Below are 21,500 nucleotides of genomic sequence, written 5' to 3'. Positions count from 1 at the left end.
TTCCATGAGCGAATCCTTCCGACAGTACCTGCGCTCCCTGCCCGATTTCCCGGAGGAGCTCCCGGACTTCAATCCGGCCGCGGCCCACGCGGATCCGGCGGAGCTGTTCCGCCAGTGGCTGGCTGAGGCGCTGCAGGCCGGGGTTCCGCAGCCCAACGCGTGCAGCCTGGCCACTGCCGATGAGCAGGGCCGTCCCTCCGCCCGGATGCTGATCCTGAAGAACATCGACGCCGACGGCTGGCACTTTGCGTCCTCGCGGGCCTCCCGGAAAGGCCGTGAGCTCACGGCCAACCCGCACGCGGCGTTGAACTTCTACTGGCCGCAGCAGGGCCGGCAGGTCCGCGTCGTGGGCCCGGTGGCGGAGCTGGGCGCGGAGGCCTCCGCTGCCGACTGGCACAGCCGGCCCGGGGCGGACGGCAGCGACAATCGGGACTGGCAGCTCTACGCCATCCGGCCCCGCGAGATCGAATTCTGGCAGGCCCGTCACGACCGCCGGCACATCCGCCACCGCTTCGGTCCGGAGGAGCTGAGTTAATCCCGGTTAATCCGGGAGCTCGGCTAGGATGGGCGCTATGACCGAAATCACCCCGCAAGAGCTTCTGGAAGAACTTCACCGCGCCGCCGACGTCGTGGCCGGAATCACCGCCGAACTGACGGATCAGGGCGTCTTGGCGCCCTCGGAGCTGCCGGGCTGGACCCGCGGCCACGTGCTGGCCCATGTCGCCGGCATCGCCAACGCGATGGCCCGCCAGCTGGAATTCGCAGCCCGCGGCGAAAGCATCGAGCTCTACGACGGCGGATTCGAAGGCCGCACCCGCGCGATCGACATGGCCGCGGGCCACGGCATCGAGGAACACCGCGCCGATGTGGAGGCCGCCCTGGAACGGGCCCTGCGCGCCTTCGGGGCGCTGGATGCAGCCGGCTGGCAGGCCCCGATTACCTATCGCGGCGGAGTGGTGTTCGACGGCGGCCTGGCGCTCTGGCGCGAGCTCGTCATCCACGCCACCGACCTGGGCACGGGACGTGGTCCCGAGACCTGGAGCCGGCCGTTCTGCGAGCACCTCTTCGACTTCCTGGCCGCCCGGGTGCCGGCGGGCGAAAGGTTGGTGCTCCAGCCGCTGGGCCTCCCGCCGGTGGCCATCGGCAGCGGCGGCAAATCGACGGTGATCAACGGCATGCTGACCGACATCGCCGCCTGGCTCGCCGGCCGCAACCCCACCCTCGGCAGCCTGCGCGCCACTGCCGCGGCCGACGGCGTCGACCTTCCGGAGCTGCTGCCGTGGCCCGCCGGCGCGCCCGTCACCCGTTGACACTCACGCGAGGTGAGACTTCGCGCCCATGACTTTGCCTTCCAGGCATGGGCGCGAAGTCTCACCTCGACGCTGATTGCGGGAGGGCCAGGGCCGCCTGGTGTTCCCGGTCCAGCAGGCTTTCCTTGATGGCCAGTCCCCAGCGGAAGCCGCCCAGGGTGCCATCGGTCCGGATGACGCGGTGGCAGGGCACGAACAGTGCCGCCGCATTGAAGGCGCAGGCACTGGCCGCAGCCCGCACGGCCTTCACATTCCCGGACAGCTCCGCGTATTCCGTGTAGGTCACCGGATGCCCGGGCGTCACCGTCCGGAGCATGTCCCAGGCGTGGTTGCGGAACGGGCCGGACTTCTGCAACACCGGAACGCCCATGGCGGGGGCAGGATTGCCCGCGTAGAACTCCTCGACGGCGGCCGAGATTCCGCCGAGCTCGGTGACGGTCTGGTACTCGCCGGGGAGCAGCTCCGGATGGATCTGGCCGGTCAGTTCCCCCGGAACCGCGGTCCAGCCCGAGGCCAGCACCGTCCCGTCCCGGGCAATGATGGTGAAGGGGCCGTCGGGGGTGGACATGGTCAACAGCTGGGCTTTCATTGCGTCACTTTCTTCCGGGTGGGGGTCTTTGCCGGCGCGCCGGACAGTGTTGCAGCGCGCGCGGCGGCCTGCGCAGCCGAGGCCGCGCGCCAGAGGTGCATGGTGGCGTAGGAACGCCACGGGCTAAGCTCACGGAAATCAGGGCTCAGTTCCGGGCCATTCCTGCCTTGGGCGAGGGACCGGATGCCGTTCCGCACGGCAGCGTCACTGGCGAGGAAAACATCCGGGGCGCCGATCACGCGCATCGCGACATAGCCGACGGTCCACGGCCCGACGCCGGCCAGCGGAAGCAGCTTGGCCTCGAGCCCGGGCAGGTCGTCGCCGTAGCCGAAATCGAGGTCCCCTGAGGCCATCGCCGCGGCCGCCCCGCGGACGGAGTCGATGCGGCGCTGCGGGCCCCGGAGCAGTTCGAAACCGGACTCCGCGATCTGCGCCGCCGTCGGAAAGAGCCGGTGAAGGCCGTCGGCGGGAACCAGGCTTTCACTCCCGGCCGGGGACAGCTGGACGAGGGCCGTGCGTGCGGCAGCCACGGTGATCTGCTGTCCGATCATGGCCCGGACCAGCAGCTCCTGCGGGTCCACCGCTCCCGGCATCCGCATGCCAGGCGCGTTGGCGACGCTGGCGGCCAGCCGCGGATCCGCGGCCAGGGCAGTATCGATCGCGACCGGGTCGGCGTCGAGATCCAGCAGGCGGCGGACCCGGCTGAGCAGGGAGGGCAAGTCCCGCAGGTCAACGGCCCCGATCGTCAACACGAGCGGCCGGCCAGGGGCGCCGGCGTCGTAGTCCACCCGGAACCGGGCGTCCCCGTTTGCCAGCCGCAGGGTCCGGGCGTAGGAACGCGATGTTCCTTCCTCGATGCCGGGGATGGCGCGGACGGCGAGGAAGTCGAAGACGCCCGGATCAAACGGTTCACGGTAGGGGAGGTTCAAGGTCAGCGCCGTCGACGACACCGCGGTCAAGGCTGGCGCCTGGTGGCGCCGGGCGGTGGCCCGCAGCGCCGAGGGCGTCATCGCGAAAACCTCGCCTATGGTCTCGTTGAACTGGCGCACGCTGCTGAAGCCGGCGGCGAAGGCGATGTCGGCCACTTTCATGGACGTGGAGACGAGCAGGGTCCGGGCCGTCTGGGCACGGCTCGCCCGGGCCAGCGAGAGCGGCCCGGCTCCGAGCTCATGGCTCAGGATCCGGTTCAGCTGGCGGGAGGAATAGCCCAGCCGGGCGGCGAGCCCTTCGACGCCGTCGCGGTTGATCACGCCGTCGTTGATGAGGCGCATGGCGCGGCCCGCGATGTCCGAGCGAAGGTTCCACGCCGGCGTCCCGGGGACTGCCTCCGGCAGGCAGCGTTTACAGGCGCGGTAGCCCGCGTCGTGGGCCGCCGCCGACGTCTCGTAGAAGGTGACATTGCCCGCTTTGGGCGTCCGGGCGGGGCAGGAGGGCCGGCAGTAGATGCCGGTGGTCCGGACAGCGGTATAGAACTGCCCGTCGAAACGGGTGTCCCGGGCGTCGATTGCCCTGTAGCGCTGCCAGAAGTCCATGAGTTCATCCTGCCAGCTTCCCGGTACGGCTGCTAGCGGAAATCGGACACGGCCGTGGAGCAGTGCACGGGTCTTTGTTAAAGTCGGACCATGACGTCCAACCCGCCGCCTGCCGCGAGCCTGCGGGAGCTGCTGTCCGCCGATGCCCGGCAGGTGGCGCCGCTGCTGCTCGGCGCAGTCCTGACGCATGAGGGGCGCGACGGCACGGTCTCGGTCCGGATCACCGAGGTGGAGGCCTACATGGGTCCGCATGACTCCCGGCACCCCGACCCCGGTTCGCACACCTTTCGGGGCGCGACTGCCCGCACTGCACCGATGTTCGGCCCCGCCGGGCACCTCTACGTCTACTTCACCTACGGCATGCACCATTGCGCCAACATCGTCTGCGGTCCGGACGGCGTGGCCTCCGCGCTGCTGCTGCGGGCCGGCGAAGTCATCGAGGGGGAGGAGCTGGCACTCGCCCGGCGTCGGACGTCGAAGTCCCCCAAGGACCTGGCAAGCGGACCTGCACGGCTCGCCACCGCGCTCGGACTGACGACGGCGGACAGCGGCCGCGATGCGCTCGAAGCCCCGTTCCGGCTTGAGCTGCCTCACACCCCTGCCACGGACATCAGCTCCGGGCCGCGGGTTGGCGTGTCCGGGGCCGGCGGCACGCACCACTATCCCTGGCGCTTCTGGCTCACCGGCGATCCGACCGTCTCCCGCTACAAGGCCGCGAAGGTGCGGACGGCGTAGCTGAGTGGGCAACCTGAGTCCTAAGCACCGGCAGTGGGGGATGATGAAGCCTTATGGGCGAGGGTAAACGTGGAAAACCAGCCAGCGAGCTCGAAAGGCTCCAGATTTTTGAGCCGCTGGCCACCGAGTACTTCCGAATGGTTGAGCTGTTCAAACCCGGTGGAGGACCGGTGGCCCTAAACTCCGTCGAGGGGGAGCGCAGGCACTGGGTGGAGCTCTTCCGTGCGGCGCTGTTGCGTAAATTTATCGTTCGTGATGAGCACGTTTCGCTCAAGCTAGTGGTGAGGGCCCTGCGCCTATGCAACTACACGGGGGACCGCAAAGTGGCTGAGGGCGCCGAACAAGTGGCTAGTCTCTTCACCGACGAGATGGTTGGGGACCGTCATACGTTGATGTCAGGACTCGCCCCATCTAATGAGCATGACCTTTTCGAAGACGTTCTCTATGGACGGCTCTTGCATGGTGACGCCGACAGGTTCCACCGTTCCGGATGGGCCGACGACTACGCCCGGATGAGTGCCGTAGCGGCCGGACGGTTCGACGCGGAGCGCGCGCTCAGGAAGGCGCTTGAAGTCGTCAGGTACGGGCTCGCGAATGAACTCCTGCAGTCCCCAGGTGTACCGACAGATGATACCGAGCCTCCGGCGAACAACAGGTAGGTAGGTCTACAAGGCAGCGAAGGAGCGGAGCGCGCCCTGCTGCGCGTATAGCTGGACGATTCCCGACTCCTCGGTAGAATGCCTGCAAAAACGGACACATGCCGTCGGGTTGACCGGAATGGTTGTAGAATGGTTGGTCTGTCTTTTTCGATAGGGGAACGCCCGATGCACGACGCTGATTTGGCCCATGAACGCGACTATGTAGCCGGACTCTACGCCCGGCTCGATGAGTTGCGGGCAGAAAAGCGCGCCCAGCTGGCCCAGGTCCGCCGCGCCGGTGCCGTAGGTACCATGCAGAATGTCTCCGAGCGTGACGCGTTCGCGGCGCTCTATGAGGACCGCCTCGCCCAGCTCGACGCCGTCGACGACCGCCTGGTGTTCGGCCGGCTGGACCTCGATTCTGGGGAGGCGCAATACATCGGCCGCATCGGCCTGACCACGGAGGACCTCCAGCGCCTCATGGTGGACTGGCGCGCGCCGGAAGCCGGCCACTTCTACCAGGCCACCGCTTTCGACCGGCAGGGAGTCCGCCGGCGCCGGCACCTGATCCTGCAGGGCCGCGAGGTCAAAGCGATCGAGGATGACGTGCTCGACGCCGACATGCTCGCCGATGGCGATTCGCTCCAGGGCGAGGGCGCCCTGCTGGCAGCGCTCAATTCCAAGCGGACCGGCCGGATGTCGGACATCGTCGGGACCATCCAGTCCGAGCAGGACCGGATCATCCGCTCCTCGATTTCCGGCGCCCTCGTCGTCCAGGGCGGCCCGGGCACCGGCAAGACAGCCGTCGCCCTGCACCGCGCCGCCTACCTGCTGTACACCCACCGGGACCGCCTCAAGACCGCCGGCGTGCTTCTGGTGGGCCCGTCGTCGTCGTTCATGAAGTACATCGAGCGGGTGCTGCCCTCCCTCGGCGAGACCGGCGTCGTGATGGCCAGTGTGGGCCGGCTGATGCCCGGCATCCATGCTGTGGCTGAGCCGGAATCCGCCGTTGCCGCCATCAAAGGCCGGCTGGAGATGGCCCAGGTCGTCGCGAATGCCGTGGCCAACAGGCAGCGCATCCCCGCCGGGAACAGGGTCCTCGAAGTCGACGGGCGCAAGCTGCTCCTGACCCCGCGGCAGGTCCGCCGGGCCAGGGACAAGGCACGCGCCGCCGGCAAACCGCACAACGAGGCCCGTGTCTCGTTCGTCAAGATCCTGCTGCGCGAACTGACCGAACAGTTGACCGAACTGGTGGAGGCCGGAAGCATCGGCAACAACGCCGACCGCTCCTACCTGGCCGAGGACGTCCGCTCCGCCCGGGACGTCCGCATAGCCCTGAACCTGTGCTGGATGCCGATGACGCCCGAGAAGCTCGTGGGGGAGCTCCTGAGCAAGCCGGCCATCCTGGCGGCGTGCACACCGAACCTCAGCCCGGCCGAGCGCGCCCTGCTGCTCCGGCCCGCCGATTCACCGTGGACCGAGGCCGACGTGCCGCTGCTGGATGAGGCCGCCGAGCTGCTCGGCGAGCTTGACGCGGCGGCCGGCAGGGGACTGGCACAGCAGGAACAAGACCGCGCCCGCGATCTTGCCAACGCCAAGCAGACCCTGGTCAACATGGAAACCGCGGGAGTGGACGTCCTCATTTCCGCCGAGGATCTTGTGGACCAGAACCAGGAGCGCGAAGCCCGGCTGACCGCAGCGGAGCGAGCCACGACCGACCGCAGCTGGGCCTTCGGGCACATCGTGGTGGACGAGGCGCAGGAGCTCTCGCCGATGCAGTGGCGCCTCCTCGTGCGCCGTTGCCCGCTGAAGTCCTTCACGATCGTGGGGGACATTGCCCAGACCAGTTCCGTGGCCGGCGCAAATTCATGGCAGGGCGCCCTCGCCCCGATGTTCGGGGACCGCTGGCAGCTCGAGGAACTCACCGTCAACTACCGGACGCCGTCCCAGATTGCCGAAGCGGCCGCCCGGATGGCCAACGCGGCCGGGCTGGTTGTTTCCGCGCCCAAGGCTGTCCGTGAGGGACGCTGGTCGCCGATCATCGACCGGGTCGAGCCGGGCCAGATCGTCAGCAAACTTGTGGAGGTTCTCCCGCAGGAACTGGATGCCCTCGAGGGCGGCCTGCTGGCCGTGATCGCCGACGGCGACCTCCTCCCGGAGGCCACCGCCGCGCTGCGCGCCGTCTATGGCCGCCGCGTCGGGACGGATGCCGGCAGCTACGTGCAGGACATTGTGGTGATCAGCCCCCGCGAGGCCAAGGGCCTGGAGTTCGACGGCGTCGTGGTGCTGGAGCCGACGGCCATGCTCAACCATGAGCACGGCCGCGTCGGCGACCTCTATGTGGCTATGACCCGGCCCACCCAGCGGCTGCGGCTCATCGCCGCCGCCGGTGTGCCGGCCGGCATCGAGGACTGAACCTGCCGCCGTCGGCCGCTCCTGGCCGGCGGCGCTGCGGGGACACCGCGTCCCCTGACGGTCACACACGCTGAGCGGGTCCCGATCCTGCTAACTTAGATTCCGTGTCCCAGCTAAATGATCTCGATTCCCAGCAGAATGACCCAAGCTTCGCCAATATCTGGCAGGAGCTGAAATGGCGCGGCCTCGTCCACGTCTCCACGGATGAGGCGGAGCTGGAAAAGCTGCTCGCCGGGGACCCGATCACCTATTACTGCGGGTTCGATCCCACCGCGCCGAGCCTGCACCTGGGCAACCTGGTGCAGCTGCTGCTCATGCGCCGGATCCAGCTGGCCGGCCACAAGCCCCTGGGCCTCGTAGGCGGTTCCACCGGCTTGATCGGTGACCCGCGCCCGACGGCGGAGCGCACCCTCAACACCAAGGACACGGTTTCGGAGTGGGTCGGGTACCTGCAGGCCCAGGTCCGCCGTTTCCTGAGCTTCGAGGGCGACAACGCAGCCCGGATGGTCAACAACCTGGACTGGACGGCGCCGCTGAGCGCCATCGACTTCCTGCGCGACATCGGCAAGCACTTCCGTGTTGGCACCATGCTGCGCAAGGATGCCGTCGCGTCCCGCCTTGGCTCCGACGAGGGCATCAGCTACACGGAGTTCAGCTACCAGATCCTGCAGGGCATGGACTACCTCCAGCTGTTCCGCGACTACGGCTGCGCGCTGCAGACCGGCGGCTCTGACCAGTGGGGCAACCTGACCAGCGGCACCGAACTCATCCGCAAAGTTGAGGGCAAGCATGTCCACGCACTGGGCACTCCCCTCATTACCAACTCCGACGGCACCAAGTTCGGCAAGAGCGAAGGCAACGCGATCTGGCTGGATCCGGACATGTGCAGCCCGTACGCCTTCTACCAGTTCTGGCTCAACACGGCGGACGCCGACGTCGCGGCGCGCCTTAAGGTGTTCACCTTCCTGAGCCGTTCCGAGATCGAAGCCCTGGAGGCTGCCATTGCGGAACGGCCGTTTGCCCGGGAGGGACAGCGGAAGCTGGCGTACGAAGTGACCTCCCTCGTGCACGGTGTGGACGCCACGGAGAAAGTCATCGCAGCATCGGCAGCACTGTTCGGCAACGGTGACCTGACCGTGCTGGATGAGGCAACCCTGCAGGCCGCGACGTCAGAACTGCCCTCCGCCACCGTCGACGCCGGCGGGTTGGGAATCGTTGAACTGCTGGTGGCCTCCGGCCTGTCCGAGAGCAAGTCGGCGGCCCGTCGCACGGTGGGGGAAGGCGGGGCCTACGTGAACAACGCCAAGGTGTCGGATCCCGAGGCTGTTATCGCCCCCAGCCAGCTGCTGCACGGACGGTACCTGCTGCTGCGCCGGGGCAAGAAGAGCCTGGCAACTGTGGAAGTCTCCGCGACTTAGTCTTCGTCCTATCGTTCGGGCCTCCGGGTCGTTCGGTGTCCCGGCGCGTTTGCCGGCGTCCAAAAATGTCACCTACACGCTCCTTCCCCGCCGAGTTGCAAGGCAGGGGAGGAGCGTGTATTGTTTTTTGAGTCGCCGCCGCTGAGTGGCGACAAACCCCCACTAAATAGAGAAGCAATTTTTTCTGCGCATTGGCGCAGATATGAAGAATTGCTTCACATTTTGCTGGGCGGATTCGTTCCACCGGTAAATTTCGAGAGAATATCTTGGATTTGCAAAGTGGAAATGAATGAAATAAGCTCTAGATATCGCAGCGAAGAAAAGCGAAACACGGAATTCAAATGAATTGTTTCGACAAGTATTCGAATGTGTCTGTTGTTTGAGAACTCAATAGTGTGCCAAGTTTGTTGATACCAATTTGTTTATATGGATTGGTTGAATTTGCCGGATCCCGCCACCCCGTGGTGTGGTCTGGTGTTTTTGGCTGGTTTCAAATTTTGTGCAGCCTTCGCGTCCCGTTTTCCCGGGGGTGTTGGTTGTGTCTGTTTTTGTTTTACTTCAACGGAGAGTTTGATCCTGGCTCAGGATGAACGCTGGCGGCGTGCTTAACACATGCAAGTCGAACGATGACCCGGTGCTTGCACCGGTGATTAGTGGCGAACGGGTGAGTAACACGTGAGTAACCTGCCCTTAACTCTGGGATAAGCCTGGGAAACTGGGTCTAATACCGGATATGACTCCTCATCGCATGGTGGGGGGTGGAAAGCTTTATTGTGGTTTTGGATGGACTCGCGGCCTATCAGCTTGTTGGTGAGGTAATGGCTCACCAAGGCGACGACGGGTAGCCGGCCTGAGAGGGTGACCGGCCACACTGGGACTGAGACACGGCCCAGACTCCTACGGGAGGCAGCAGTGGGGAATATTGCACAATGGGCGCAAGCCTGATGCAGCGACGCCGCGTGAGGGATGACGGCCTTCGGGTTGTAAACCTCTTTCAGTAGGGAAGAAGCGAAAGTGACGGTACCTGCAGAAGAAGCGCCGGCTAACTACGTGCCAGCAGCCGCGGTAATACGTAGGGCGCAAGCGTTATCCGGAATTATTGGGCGTAAAGAGCTCGTAGGCGGTTTGTCGCGTCTGCCGTGAAAGTCCGGGGCTCAACTCCGGATCTGCGGTGGGTACGGGCAGACTAGAGTGATGTAGGGGAGACTGGAATTCCTGGTGTAGCGGTGAAATGCGCAGATATCAGGAGGAACACCGATGGCGAAGGCAGGTCTCTGGGCATTAACTGACGCTGAGGAGCGAAAGCATGGGGAGCGAACAGGATTAGATACCCTGGTAGTCCATGCCGTAAACGTTGGGCACTAGGTGTGGGGGACATTCCACGTTTTCCGCGCCGTAGCTAACGCATTAAGTGCCCCGCCTGGGGAGTACGGCCGCAAGGCTAAAACTCAAAGGAATTGACGGGGGCCCGCACAAGCGGCGGAGCATGCGGATTAATTCGATGCAACGCGAAGAACCTTACCAAGGCTTGACATGAACCGGAAACGCCTGGAAACAGGTGCCCCGCTTGCGGTCGGTTTACAGGTGGTGCATGGTTGTCGTCAGCTCGTGTCGTGAGATGTTGGGTTAAGTCCCGCAACGAGCGCAACCCTCGTTCTATGTTGCCAGCGCGTGATGGCGGGGACTCATAGGAGACTGCCGGGGTCAACTCGGAGGAAGGTGGGGACGACGTCAAATCATCATGCCCCTTATGTCTTGGGCTTCACGCATGCTACAATGGCCGGTACAAAGGGTTGCGATACTGTGAGGTGGAGCTAATCCCAAAAAGCCGGTCTCAGTTCGGATTGGGGTCTGCAACTCGACCCCATGAAGTCGGAGTCGCTAGTAATCGCAGATCAGCAACGCTGCGGTGAATACGTTCCCGGGCCTTGTACACACCGCCCGTCAAGTCACGAAAGTTGGTAACACCCGAAGCCGGTGGCCTAACCCCTTGTGGGAGGGAGCTGTCGAAGGTGGGACTGGCGATTGGGACTAAGTCGTAACAAGGTAGCCGTACCGGAAGGTGCGGCTGGATCACCTCCTTTCTAAGGAGCACCTACAAACCCAGCGCCCGTGTATGCGGGACGGATGAGTTTGTCAGGAGTACGCCCGTTGCGCAGACGCTAGTTCTGCGGCGGGTGCTCACGGGTGGAATATCAGCAGATAGCGGCCGCGTGTTCTTCTCCTTACCCAGTACGGATCCTCTCTTGAGGGGTTCCTGGAACGGTGCGGGGGCGGGTTGCATGCGGTTTAGTGTTTGGCACACTGTTGGGTCCTGAGGCAACAGGACCATGGCACGGCCGGGTTTCCCTTACGGGGAGGCTGGGTTGTGGTGTGGGTTTTGTTTGTTTCTGGTTTCCTGGCTGCACCGATCATACGGTTGTGCCCCTGTTGCGGGGGTTCGTGTGGGGTGTGTGGTACGGGGTTGTTGTTTGAGAACTACATAGTGGACGCGAGCATCTTTTATAAGAAGCAATTTCCAAGAATATGAACCTGGATCTGTTGTTCTGCCTTTCTTAGGTGGAGTGATGGTTTTCATGGTTCTCTCGTGAATTAGTTTTTGATCTTTTGTGGTCAAGTTTTTAAGAGCACACGGTGGATGCCTTGGCATTAGGAGCCGAAGAAGGACGTAGGAATCTGCGATAAGCCTGGGGGAGTCGATAACCGGACTGTGATCCCAGGGTGTCCGAATGGGGAAACCCCGCCGGGGGCGCGAGCTGCCCGGTGACCCGCATCTGAACACATAGGGTGTGTGGGGGGAACGCGGGGAAGTGAAACATCTCAGTACCCGCAGGAAGAGAAAACAATAGTGATTCCGTCAGTAGTGGCGAGCGAACGCGGATCAGGCTAAACCGTTCCATGTGTGATAGCCGGCGGGCGTTGCATGGTCGGGGTTGTGGGACTTCCCGTTCTGTCTCTGCCGGGACAGTGGGGTGAGTAGTACAGGCATAGGTGAACGGTCTTGAAAGGCCGGCCAGAGAGGGTGTGAGCCCCGTAACCGAAATGTTGTGTACCGCCTGGTGAAGTATCCCAAGTAGCACGGGGCCCGAGAAATCCCGTGTGAATCTGTCAGGACCACCTGATAAGCCTAAATACTCCCTAATGACCGATAGCGGACCAGTACCGTGAGGGAAAGGTGAAAAGTACCCCGGGAGGGGAGTGAAACAGTACCTGAAACCGTGTGCTTACAATCCGTCGGAGCCAGTCTGATTCTGGTGACGGCGTGCCTTTTGAAGAATGAGCCTGCGAGTTAGTGTTACGTCGCGAGGTTAACCCGTGTGGGGAAGCCGTAGCGAAAGCGAGTCTGAACAGGGCGTTGCAGTGGCGTGATCTAGACCCGAAGCGAAGTGATCTACCCATGGCCAGGTTGAAGCGACGGTAAGACGTCGTGGAGGACCGAACCCACTTCAGTTGAAAATGGAGGGGATGAGCTGTGGGTAGGGGTGAAAGGCCAATCAAACTTCGTGATAGCTGGTTCTCCCCGAAATGCATTTAGGTGCAGCGTTGCGTGTTTCTTACCGGAGGTAGAGCTACTGGATGGCTAATGGGCCCTACAAGGTTACTGACGTCAGCCAAACTCCGAATGCCGGTAAGTGAGAGCGCAGCAGTGAGACTGTGGGGGATAAGCTTCATAGTCGAGAGGGAAACAGCCCAGACCACCAACTAAGGCCCCTAAGCGTGTGCTAAGTGGGAAAGGATGTGGAGTTGCGAAGACAACCAGGAGGTTGGCTTAGAAGCAGCCATCCTTAAAAGAGTGCGTAATAGCTCACTGGTCAAGTGATTCCGCGCCGACAATGTAGCGGGGCTCAAGTACACCGCCGAAGTTGTGGATTTCAGATGATAGCCAAGCCGCCCCCTCGTGGGGTTGGTTCAGGCGTCTGGAGTGGTAGGGGAGCGTCGTGTGGGCAGTGAAGTCGCGGTGTAAACCAGCGGTGGAGCCTACACGAGTGAGAATGCAGGCATGAGTAGCGAAAGACGGGTGAGAAACCCGTCCGCCGAATGATCAAGGGTTCCAGGGTCAAGCTAATCTGCCCTGGGTAAGTCGGGACCTAAGGCGAGGCCGACAGGCGTAGTCGATGGACAACGGGTTGATATTCCCGTACCGGCGAAGAACCGCCCATGCTGAACGGGGGACACTAACCGCCCGAAACCTGCCTGACCGCCCTTCGGGGCGGGAGGGTTTTGGTGGAGCGCGGGACCTGATCCCGGGAGGCAAGCGTATTAACAGGTGTGACGCAGGAAGGTAGCCGAGCCGGGCGATGGTTGTCCCGGTCTAAGGAGGTAGGGCGAACGGTAGGCAAATCCGCCGTTCATGATGCCTGAGATCTGATGGGACCCCCTCACGGGGGGATTCGGTGATCCTATGCTGCCGAGAAAAGCATCGACGCGAGGTTCCAGCCGCCCGTACCCCAAACCGACACAGGTGATCAGGTAGAGAATACTAAGGCGATCGAGAGAATTATGGTTAAGGAACTCGGCAAAATGCCCCCGTAACTTCGGGAGAAGGGGGGCCCCCATCGTGATGGACACTAGCTGTCCGGAGCGTGCAGGGGCCGCAGAGACCAGGGGGAAGCGACTGTTTACTAAAAACACAGGTCCGTGCGAAGTCGCAAGACGATGTATACGGACTGACTCCTGCCCGGTGCTGGAAGGTTAAGAGGACCGGTTAGCCGCAAGGCGAAGCTGAGAATTCAAGCCCCAGTAAACGGCGGTGGTAACTATAACCATCCTAAGGTAGCGAAATTCCTTGTCGGGTAAGTTCCGACCTGCACGAATGGAGTAACGACTTCCCCGCTGTCTCAACCATAAACTCGGCGAAATTGCAGTACGAGTAAAGATGCTCGTTACGCGCAGCAGGACGGAAAGACCCCGAGACCTTTACTATAGTTTGGTATTGGTGTTCGGAGTGGCTTGTGTAGGATAGGTGGGAGACGTTGAAGCCCGGACGCCAGTCCGGGTGGAGTCATCGTTGAAATACCACTCTGGTCACTTTGGACATCTAACTTCGGCCCGTAATCCGGGTCAGGGACAGTGCCTGATGGGTAGTTTAACTGGGGCGGTTGCCTCCTAAAAAGTAACGGAGGCGCCCAAAGGTTCCCTCAGCCTGGTTGGCAATCAGGTGTCGAGTGTAAGTGCACAAGGGAGCTTGACTGTGAGAGAGACATCTCGAGCAGGGACGAAAGTCGGGACTAGTGATCCGGCGGTACATTGTGGAATGGCCGTCGCTCAACGGATAAAAGGTACCTCGGGGATAACAGGCTGATCTTGCCCAAGAGTCCATATCGACGGCATGGTTTGGCACCTCGATGTCGGCTCGTCGCATCCTGGGGCTGGAGTAGGTCCCAAGGGTTGGGCTGTTCGCCCATTAAAGCGGTACGCGAGCTGGGTTTAGAACGTCGTGAGACAGTTCGGTCCCTATCCGCTGCGCGCGCAGGAAATTTGAGAAGGGCTGTCCTTAGTACGAGAGGACCGGGACGGACGAACCTCTGGTGTGTCAGTTGTACTGCCAAGTGCACCGCTGATTAGCTACGTTCGGATGGGATAACCGCTGAAAGCATCTAAGCGGGAAGCTCGCTTCGAGATGAGATTTCCATACACCTTGTGTGTGAGAGGCCCCCAGCCAGACCACTGGGTTGATAGGCCGGATGTGGAAGCGAGGACTAACGACTCGTGAAGCTGACCGGTACTAATAGGCCGATAACTTACACCACACACTCTCTTCGTGAACGGATTCAAAAGACGTTCACACCATGGGGAGGGTACAAAGAAACAAGACTGCTTGCGTCCACTATGTGGTTCCCAGACAACAAACCCGTTCACACGGCATGTTGTCCCAGGAACCTTCAACTGAATAACAACACCACAGTTGTAACACCAGATTTCCCACCCCCACAGGCCACGGCCAGGAGGGTCGGGAGCAAGGGTTACGGCGGTCATAGCGTGGGGGAAACGCCCGGTCCCATTCCGAACCCGGAAGCTAAGACCCACAGCGCCGATGGTACTGCACCCGGGAGGGTGTGGGAGAGTAGGTCACCGCCGGACAACCATTAAACACGGTCGAGAGCCTCCAGACACAGTCCGGAGGCTCTCCCGCATTTAACGGCTTGTATCTGACCTCACGGATCGCGGCTGCCATTTCCTGAAGCGCGCATATTTCTGGTTGTGAGCCGCCTAGCTTTTCACCTATCCGTCCAGCGGCGGAGTACGCGGGGGAGCGGTCCGACGGGTGCCTAACGCCTCAACGGCGGCGGCGAGGTGCAGTAGCGCGCTGTCGTCGTATGCGCGGCCGGCGATTGTGAGCCCTACGGGCATACCGGTGTCGGCCATGGTGCCCATCGGAACGGTCACGGTCGGTATGCCGAGGTGTCGGGGTACGAGGTTGCCGTTGGCCACCCACACGCCGTTACACCAGGCGTGGGCGGCGGATGCCTCGTTCGCGTCGGCGTCCGCCGGGCCGACGTCGGCGACGGCCGGGAAAATGACAGCGTCCAAGCCGCGCTCGTCCATCCATTCCTCGAGGTCCTCGCGGCGGGTTTCCTCCAGTCCCCGCAGTCCTTCGGCGAGGTGTGGGATTGCATGAAGCGGTGGGATTCCTTCCTCCCGCGCGCGTACGGCGTATTGGGCGAGGTCGAAATCCAGTTCACCGTAACGGTCCGGCAACGCACCCTCCGGATGGGGGAAGATCCGCGGCCCGTCGACGTCGGCGAGGCGGTGCAGGTCCGGGTCGCCGTTGGCGTCGAGGAAGTCGTTCCAGGCCCACATCGACAATTCCCACAGTTCGTGTTCCAGGTACTCGGGGCTGACCAGTCCGCGGGTGTGGATCATGGGCGCACCGGGGCGGTCGCCTTCGTAGTTGGTCACGACGGGGAAATCGATTTCTACAACCTCGGCGCCGGCGGCCGACAGGTCACTGCGCATGGTCTCCCAGAGGTCGAGCACGGAGGGCCGGGTCTTGATGCGTTGTCCTGTGGGCCCGCCGATGCCGGGGGAGGCGCCCGTGCCCGCGTCGGGGTCGGCGTTGATGTACATTCGTGGAACTCCGAGCCGGGTGCCCGCGAGAACCCGTGCGGCGGCCGTGGCGTCGGTTAAGGCGAGGGTGCGGTAGGAGTCGGGGCGCACGCTTGACGCCGCGGGGATCTCGACCCACGGCTGCACGCGCCAGAAGTCGCCGCGGGCCTCGGTGTCGTTGGCGACTACCACGTCGAGCACCTCGAGTAGGTCGCGCATGGTTCGGGTGTGCGGGACGACGACGTCCATCGTCGGTACGAGTGGCCAGTTACCTCGCACGGAGATGATCCCGCGTGAGGGTGTGTATGCGCACAGCGCGTTGTTCGAGGCCGGTGCACGGCCTGAGGACCAAGTCTCCTCACCGAGTCCGAACGCTGCGAAGCTCGCCGCCGTCGCCGTGCCTGAACCATTGGAGGAGCCTGAGCCGAAGGCCGCGGTCAGGTAGTCGGCGTTGTAGGGGCTCTCTGCGCGTCCGTAGACACCCCGCTGCATGCCGCCATTGGCCATCGGGGGCATGTTGGTCAGTCCGATGAGCACCGCTCCGGCCGCGCGCAGTCGTTCGATAGTGAAGGCGTCGCGCTGGGCGACCAGGTGCTCGAAGGCTGGGGAGCCGGCCGCCACGGTGAGCCCGCGGATCTGGAAGCTGTCCTTGGCGGTGTAGGGGATGCCGTCCAACGGCCCCGATACCGCGCCGCGGGCACGGCGCTGATCGGAAGCGCTGGCCTCGGAAAGGGCGTCGGGGTTCATGACGACGAGGGCGTTGAGGCAGATCCCGGTCCGGTCGTAGGCCGCGATCCGGTCGAGGTAGAGACGGACCAGTTCCTCGCTCGTCACGCGGCCGGACTCCAGTGCTGCCCGGAGCTCGGCGATAGTAGCCTCGACGACGTCGAAGGTGCTCATCGGCGGTCCTCCGCACCCATTGCTGTCCGCCGGGGAGACGGCTGCTGCTGGGTGATGCAGTGGATGCCGCCGCCGAAGGCGAAGATGTCGCGGGCGTCAACCAGCTCGATAGTGCGGCCGGGGTAGGCATTCGCCAGGATCCCCGCCGCGACGGCGTCGTTCGCGTCGTCGAACGCGAACAGGATGACCGCGTCGTTGGCGACGTAATGGTTGATATAGGACCAGTCGACGAAGCCGTCGCCTGCGTCCAGGACCGTGGGGGCGGGAACATCGACGATGTGCAGGCGGCGTCCTGCGGCGTCGACGGCGTTCTCCAACACTGATCGGATCTCCCTGCTGATCTCGAAGTCGGGATGGCGCGGGTTCTCCTGCCGATGGACCAAGACCGTCCCGGGACCTGCGAACGCGGCGACGATGTCCACGTGGCCGCGGGTGCCGAACTCGTCGTAGTCACGGCTCAGCCCGCGCGGGAGCCAGATCGCTTTCGTGGTGCCGAGGCGGGCGTGGATCTCCGCCTCCACCTCGGCCTTGGTCGCCCCGGGGTTGCGGCCGGGGTCCAGCTGCACGGTCTGGGTCAGCAGGACGGTGCCCTCGCCGTCGACGTGGAAGCTGCCCCCTTCGTTGACAAGGAGGCTGGGCCGCAGTTCGGCGCCCGCCTGGCCGGCGACGAACCGTCCGACGTACTGGTCCTTTTCCCAGGCTGCCCATTCCTGGGCGCCCCAGCCGTTGAAGACCCAGTCCACGGCCACCAGGGTCCCGTCGGGCCCGTGTGTGAAGGTGGGTCCGGAATCGCGCAACCAGGCGTCGTCCAGGGGCGCGTGCACGACCGTGATCCCCTCACCGAGTGCGGCGTGGGCCGCTTCTGCGTCGGCGGGTTCAGCGACGACGGTCACGGGCTCGTGGCGGGCGATGGTCCGGGCGACGGCGGTCCAGGCGCGTCGAGCGCGCTCCAGGGTGTCGCTGCCGGCGGCACCGAAGGTGTCGTTGGGGGTGGGGAAGGCAATCCAGGTCCGGTCGTGGAGGTGCCACTCTGCGGGCATGACGGTGTCCGTTGCTATGGCAGGTTTCATGGCGGGTATTTCTTTCGATGAGTGAGGGATGGGGAGGCAGGCAGAACCGTTGCTATGGCGCAACCGCCGCGACGGTGGCGTCGAAGGCGACACGTCCGCCCACGACTGTGAGGCGCGTCCGATTGGTCAGCAGCTGCTCGGCCTCGGAGAGGAAAGGATTGGTGTCGAGGAGGGTGAAGTCGGCGAAGTGGCCGGGCACGATGCGGCCCTCGCGGTCCTCGGCGCGGCAGGAGTAGGCAGCGTCGCGGGTTCCGTGGCATAGGGCGTCGGCCAGGTCTAAGGCGTAGTCCGGCTGGTTTGGCGGCAACGAGGGGTCGATAGCGGACTTCCGAGTCGTGGCGATGTACATGTTGGGCAGCGGCTGGTGCGGGGCGGTGGGCGCGTCCGTGCTCAGGGCCAGGGTGGCTCCGGCTGCGACGAATTCGGTCCAGGGGTAGGCCCGTTCGACTCGGTGGTCGCCCAGCACGGCCTTCCAGTTGTCCTGGATTGCAGGGTCGGCGTGGACGGGTTGCACGGAGGCCACCACACCGAGGGCGGCGAGCCGCCGCACGTTGGCGTCGGTGACGGTCTCAAGGTGCTCGATGCGGTGCCGGCGGTCCATGGGGCCGTTGACCCGGTGCGCCTCTTCGAGGGCGTCCAGGGCGATGTCCGACGCTTCGTCGCCGATGGCATGCAGGGCAATCTGCATGCCGGCAGCGTCGGCGGCGACCACGATCGGGATCAGGGACTCCCGGTCCCAAATGGGTTCACAGCGGCTTCCGTCGGCGTAGGGCTCCTTCATGGCTGCAGTGCAGCTGTCGATGACGCCGTCGATGACGATCTTGATTCCGCAGATTTGCAGCCACTCGCCCGAGAGCTCCGCGGCCAATTCTGCGGTCCGGTGGACCTGGGCGAGGTTGTCCTGGTCGGCCGCGTGTCGGAAGACGAGCCAGTGGCCCTTTACCCGCAGGGGCAGGGAGCCGCCGTGGCGGTGCAGGGCACGTCGGAAGGTGTCGAGGTCGTCGTCCTGAACGGCCATGTCCACGGCGCTGGTGACGCCGGCGGAGAGGTAATGGTCGAAGGCCGCCTCGAGGTGCGAGTCGCGGTCCGTGTCAGTGGCGGCCCGGGCCAGGGCGGGCCAGACGATCTGCTGCGCGGCTGTCTCGTAAAGCATTCCGTCGGCCGCCGCGGTGGCCGGGTCGCGGCCGATCCGGCCGCCGATCGGGTCTGGCGTGGCATCGTCGATACCGAGTTCCGCCAGTGCTGCGCTGTTGACCCAGACTGAGTGCAGGTCGTTGGCGTCGAGGTACACGGGTCGGTCGGCGACGGCCTCGTCAAGGATCTGGCGGGTCGGCGCAACACCCCCCAAGGCGCTGTAAAGCCAGCCTGCGCCCAGGATCCTGGGCGCCTGTGGGTTCTCCGCGGCCGCCTCACGTAGCCGCTGCTGAATGTGGGCAAGGTCCGAGGCGTCGCGCAGGGCCACCTTCTGCACGGCCTGTCCCATCATCAGCAGGTGAGTGTGGGCGTCGACGAACCCGGGCAGGACGAAGCCACCGGCCAAGTCGACCTCCGCGGCGTCGGGCCCTGCGGTCCGGCGCGCGTCGGCCTCGGTCCCGACGTAACTGAACCGGGACTCCTCGACAACAAAGGCTTCAGCAGTAGTGCCGTCTGCGGTGAAGACGGTGGCATTGGTGTAAAGGGTGCGCTCGTTCAAGGTTGGACTTTCATGTGGTGTGGACGGGGTGGCGGACATCAGGCGATCGCCGCCTGGGGGAACCCGGGCTCCGGCGACCGGCCGGCCGAGGCGGCCTCGATGCGAACGGAGATGCGGGAGATCACGATGAGCGGGATCAGAAGCGCGAAGGTCATGCACGCCAAGACGATGCCCATCCCGGCGTAGCCCATCCCGGCCGAAAGGGATGTCCCGAAGACGGGGGCGAAGGAGGATCCGATGAGGTATACGCCCAGCAGTGGGGCAGACCAGCGTCCCGAGGCGTCCAGCGCGACGGCGACAGCGAGGATGTAGACAAACGCGGCCGCGTAGATCGTGTTCCAAGCGATGATGACCGCCAGGTACCATCCCGGTTCGGTCACGGTCCCGGAGAGAAGCTTGAGAAGACCGCCCGTCACGAGAACTAGAGCAAGGGGCACGGTGCGTCCCAGGCGCCGCCCGAACACGCCGACTAGTGCTGTGGCAACCAGTCCGCCCAATGCGGACAGGCTCAATGCCAAGCCCATCCCGGTCTCGTCGAGGCGGGCCTGGTCTGCCCCCATAGTGGCGGCCACGGCCCACAGCGAGTCCTCGCTGAGCGCCCACAGGGCGAAGCATGCCAACAGCCCGACCCCCGCAAATGTCGTAGTGCGGGAGGACCCAAGGGTTGTTGTTGCGGGCAAGGAGGACCCTGAGGTGGATGTGGGGGCGGGTCGGTCCGGCAGCCATGCCGTGGTCAGCAGGGCAGCGGCAGCGAGGCCGGCAAGCAGTCCGAAGGCACTGCCCATTCCGGCCCCCAGAGCAGGGATCGCGAACAGGACGACCGACACGATGGCCCGGTTAGTGAAACCGTTGATGCCCGAAGCGCGGTCAGGGTTGCGCAGGGCGCCCAACGCAGCACCGCCGGCGGAGACGGCCCCGCCGGCGCCCATGCCGCCGATGACGATGCCGGCGATAACTACGGGTACTGACGGAACAAATGCGGCGGCACCGAAGCCCAAAGCGGTCAAGGCCAGGCCCACACGGGCAACTACATACCGGCCTCCACCGGCTGAGGACCATCGGGAGGTCAACAGACACGACGCGGCGCAGGCCAGCAGGGACGCTGTGATCAGGACACCCGCATCAGTGACGGAGAACCCGAGCTCGCCGGTCAGGGCCACGATCATGACCGGTACCAGGTTGGCGGTCATGAACCCCACGACGCTGATCCCGAAGACGGAGACGGCGCGCCTGGCCGTCAGCTGTACGCGGCCGGAGCCCTCTGGCTCCACACTGTTTTTGGACATGGTCTTCCTTCGAGGGGTGGACTAGATGTGAATGCCGTCACTAAATGAAAGGCATTCATTTAGTGTGGGGCATCTTCCGCCTCACCGCAAGAGGTTACTGAAAGGCTTTCATTAAATCTTCTGGAGCGCCCTGGCCCGCACCCCGGCAACGAGCAGATCCAAGCCGAAAACGAAGGCCGCCTCCGCCCGCTTCTCAACGGAGCCGGAATTTGCGACCGCACGATGAAGCGCGGGGAACTGCCCCTCCGGCGGTGACCAAACAACCTCCGGTGCGGTCAAGTCAAGGGCCGCCCCCAGAGCTAGATAGTCAATCGTGGCGATCGCCGGGCCGATTTGGCCCTGCTCCAGGCCGGCCCTCTCGAGCGTGACGGCAATATCCTCGTAGAGGCTCACCACGCCGAGATCCTGAACGGTTTGCGTGATCAGCAGGGGCACGAGCCGCGGGTGGGCGGCGAATCCGTCGCGGTAGGCGCGCACGAGGGCACGCAGGGCGTCCTCCCAGGGGAGACTTTCGATCCGAGGCGGAACCTGTGAGGCGAATAGCCGCCCCCGCATCAACTCGATGATGTGCTCACGATTTTCGATGTGGTTGTACAGGGCTGACTGGCTTACGCCGAGCCGGCGCGCCATCTTCGGGAAGCTGAAGTCCCCCGCCTCATCAACGAGCACTAACGCCGCCGTGACGATCGCATCGACGGACAACAGCGGAGAGTGGGGACGAGGCATCTGAGACTCCTTGGGTAGCGCAACTCCTCTGAATGTACTCTCAAATCCGTGGCGGTGAGGGCGGATGAGCCAGGGCCATGGACGCCTGCCACCTCAGAGGTCTGAGAGCGGTAAATGATCTAGCCACGGTGACACCGCCGG

At 64.2% G+C, this 21,500-nt stretch carries 13 protein-coding genes and 3 rRNA genes; 9 read left to right on the top strand and 7 right to left on the bottom strand.

Going from position 1 to position 21,500, the window contains the following annotated elements:
- Positions 1-4 precede the first annotated feature (4 nt).
- Together ACVWZ8_RS00380 and ACVWZ8_RS00375 are read left to right on the top strand one after the other, a co-directional pair.
- Entirely contained in the window at positions 5-535 is a 531-nt protein-coding gene (locus ACVWZ8_RS00380; protein WP_426976869.1) for a pyridoxine/pyridoxamine 5'-phosphate oxidase, read from the top strand.
- Positions 536-572: 37 nt separating this feature from the next.
- Positions 573-1,310: a maleylpyruvate isomerase family mycothiol-dependent enzyme gene (locus ACVWZ8_RS00375; RefSeq protein ID WP_426976870.1), complete on the top strand. Its 738-nt coding sequence runs from the start codon at positions 573-575 to the stop codon at positions 1,308-1,310.
- A gap of 61 nt (positions 1,311-1,371) precedes the next feature.
- Here the strand turns inward: ACVWZ8_RS00375 and ACVWZ8_RS00370 are convergent, their stop codons facing one another.
- Together ACVWZ8_RS00370 and ACVWZ8_RS00365 are read right to left on the bottom strand one after the other, a co-directional pair.
- Complete coding sequence (locus tag ACVWZ8_RS00370; protein ID WP_426976872.1) at positions 1,372-1,899, bottom strand: methylated-DNA--[protein]-cysteine S-methyltransferase; 528 nt, start codon at positions 1,897-1,899, stop codon at positions 1,372-1,374.
- On the bottom strand, positions 1,896-3,431 hold the full coding sequence (locus ACVWZ8_RS00365) for an AlkA N-terminal domain-containing protein (protein ID WP_456503444.1): 1,536 nt from the start codon (positions 3,429-3,431) through the stop codon (positions 1,896-1,898). Before ACVWZ8_RS00365 ends, ACVWZ8_RS00370 begins: the two co-directional genes overlap by 4 nt.
- A 90-nt stretch (positions 3,432-3,521) precedes the next feature.
- Between ACVWZ8_RS00365 and ACVWZ8_RS00360 the strand changes: the two genes are divergently transcribed.
- The 7 genes from ACVWZ8_RS00360 (at position 3,522) to rrf (ending at position 14,718) form a co-directional block, all read left to right on the top strand.
- The gene (locus ACVWZ8_RS00360; RefSeq protein ID WP_456503443.1) at positions 3,522-4,166 is read left to right on the top strand and encodes a DNA-3-methyladenine glycosylase; all 645 of its coding nucleotides are present in this window, start codon (positions 3,522-3,524) and stop codon (positions 4,164-4,166) included.
- 53 nt (positions 4,167-4,219) lie between these two features.
- A complete protein-coding gene (locus ACVWZ8_RS00355) occupies positions 4,220-4,825 on the top strand; it encodes a hypothetical protein (RefSeq protein WP_456503442.1) in 606 nt (201 codons plus the stop codon).
- Between the two features lie 165 nt (positions 4,826-4,990).
- Positions 4,991-7,219, top strand: coding sequence for a HelD family protein (locus ACVWZ8_RS00350; protein WP_426976877.1), 2,229 nt, complete (start codon positions 4,991-4,993; stop codon positions 7,217-7,219).
- 104 nt (positions 7,220-7,323) lie between these two features.
- On the top strand, positions 7,324-8,637 hold the full coding sequence (tyrS, locus tag ACVWZ8_RS00345; RefSeq protein ID WP_456503441.1) for a tyrosine--tRNA ligase: 1,314 nt from the start codon (positions 7,324-7,326) through the stop codon (positions 8,635-8,637).
- Between the two features lie 558 nt (positions 8,638-9,195).
- Positions 9,196-10,721 (top strand): 16S ribosomal RNA (locus tag ACVWZ8_RS00340).
- Between the two features lie 527 nt (positions 10,722-11,248).
- A 23S ribosomal RNA gene (locus ACVWZ8_RS00335) occupies positions 11,249-14,387 on the top strand.
- A 214-nt stretch (positions 14,388-14,601) separates the two neighbouring features.
- Positions 14,602-14,718 (top strand): 5S ribosomal RNA (gene rrf / locus ACVWZ8_RS00330).
- Together the 16S, 23S and 5S rRNA genes form the textbook arrangement of a ribosomal RNA operon.
- A gap of 141 nt (positions 14,719-14,859) precedes the next feature.
- On the opposite strand, the gene ACVWZ8_RS00325 is transcribed toward rrf, so the two are convergent.
- The 5 genes from ACVWZ8_RS00325 to ACVWZ8_RS00305 form a co-directional block, all read right to left on the bottom strand.
- A complete protein-coding gene (locus tag ACVWZ8_RS00325) occupies positions 14,860-16,584 on the bottom strand; it encodes an amidase (protein WP_456503440.1) in 1,725 nt (574 codons plus the stop codon).
- Positions 16,581-17,654 (bottom strand): agmatine deiminase family protein, encoded by a 1,074-nt coding sequence (locus tag ACVWZ8_RS00320; RefSeq protein WP_456503439.1) that lies wholly within the window; start codon positions 17,652-17,654, stop codon positions 16,581-16,583. Before ACVWZ8_RS00320 ends, ACVWZ8_RS00325 begins: the two co-directional genes overlap by 4 nt.
- A 52-nt stretch (positions 17,655-17,706) precedes the next feature.
- Positions 17,707-19,347, bottom strand: a complete 1,641-nt coding sequence (locus tag ACVWZ8_RS00315) for an amidohydrolase (protein ID WP_456503438.1) — start codon at positions 19,345-19,347, stop codon at positions 17,707-17,709.
- Positions 19,348-19,385: 38 nt separating this feature from the next.
- The gene (locus tag ACVWZ8_RS00310) at positions 19,386-20,633 is read right to left on the bottom strand and encodes an MFS transporter (protein ID WP_456503437.1); all 1,248 of its coding nucleotides are present in this window, start codon (positions 20,631-20,633) and stop codon (positions 19,386-19,388) included.
- 111 nt (positions 20,634-20,744) lie between these two features.
- Positions 20,745-21,359, bottom strand: coding sequence for a TetR/AcrR family transcriptional regulator (locus tag ACVWZ8_RS00305; RefSeq protein ID WP_426976884.1), 615 nt, complete (start codon positions 21,357-21,359; stop codon positions 20,745-20,747).
- Between the last annotated feature and the right edge of the window lie 141 nt (positions 21,360-21,500).

It is taken from the genome of Arthrobacter sp. UYCu723, assembly GCF_054059215.1.
This window is presented reverse-complemented; position numbering and strand designations above follow the sequence as displayed.

Excerpts from the sequence above, each read along its gene's own strand:
- ACVWZ8_RS00320 (WP_456503439.1), bottom strand. The coding sequence starts at position 17,654 with ATGAAACCTGCCATAGCAACGGACACCGTCATGCCCGCAGAGTGGCAC.
- ACVWZ8_RS00310 (WP_456503437.1), bottom strand. The coding sequence starts at position 20,633 with ATGTCCAAAAACAGTGTGGAGCCAGAGGGCTCCGGCCGCGTACAGCTG.
- ACVWZ8_RS00360 (WP_456503443.1), top strand. The coding sequence starts at position 3,522 with ATGACGTCCAACCCGCCGCCTGCCGCGAGCCTGCGGGAGCTGCTGTCC.
- ACVWZ8_RS00350 (WP_426976877.1), top strand. The coding sequence starts at position 4,991 with ATGCACGACGCTGATTTGGCCCATGAACGCGACTATGTAGCCGGACTC.
- ACVWZ8_RS00355 (WP_456503442.1), top strand. The coding sequence starts at position 4,220 with ATGGGCGAGGGTAAACGTGGAAAACCAGCCAGCGAGCTCGAAAGGCTC.
- ACVWZ8_RS00380 (WP_426976869.1), top strand. The coding sequence starts at position 5 with ATGAGCGAATCCTTCCGACAGTACCTGCGCTCCCTGCCCGATTTCCCG.
- ACVWZ8_RS00375 (WP_426976870.1), top strand. The coding sequence starts at position 573 with ATGACCGAAATCACCCCGCAAGAGCTTCTGGAAGAACTTCACCGCGCC.
- ACVWZ8_RS00365 (WP_456503444.1), bottom strand. The coding sequence starts at position 3,431 with ATGGACTTCTGGCAGCGCTACAGGGCAATCGACGCCCGGGACACCCGT.
- ACVWZ8_RS00305 (WP_426976884.1), bottom strand. The coding sequence starts at position 21,359 with ATGCCTCGTCCCCACTCTCCGCTGTTGTCCGTCGATGCGATCGTCACG.
- ACVWZ8_RS00325 (WP_456503440.1), bottom strand. The coding sequence starts at position 16,584 with ATGAGCACCTTCGACGTCGTCGAGGCTACTATCGCCGAGCTCCGGGCA.
- ACVWZ8_RS00370 (WP_426976872.1), bottom strand. The coding sequence starts at position 1,899 with ATGAAAGCCCAGCTGTTGACCATGTCCACCCCCGACGGCCCCTTCACC.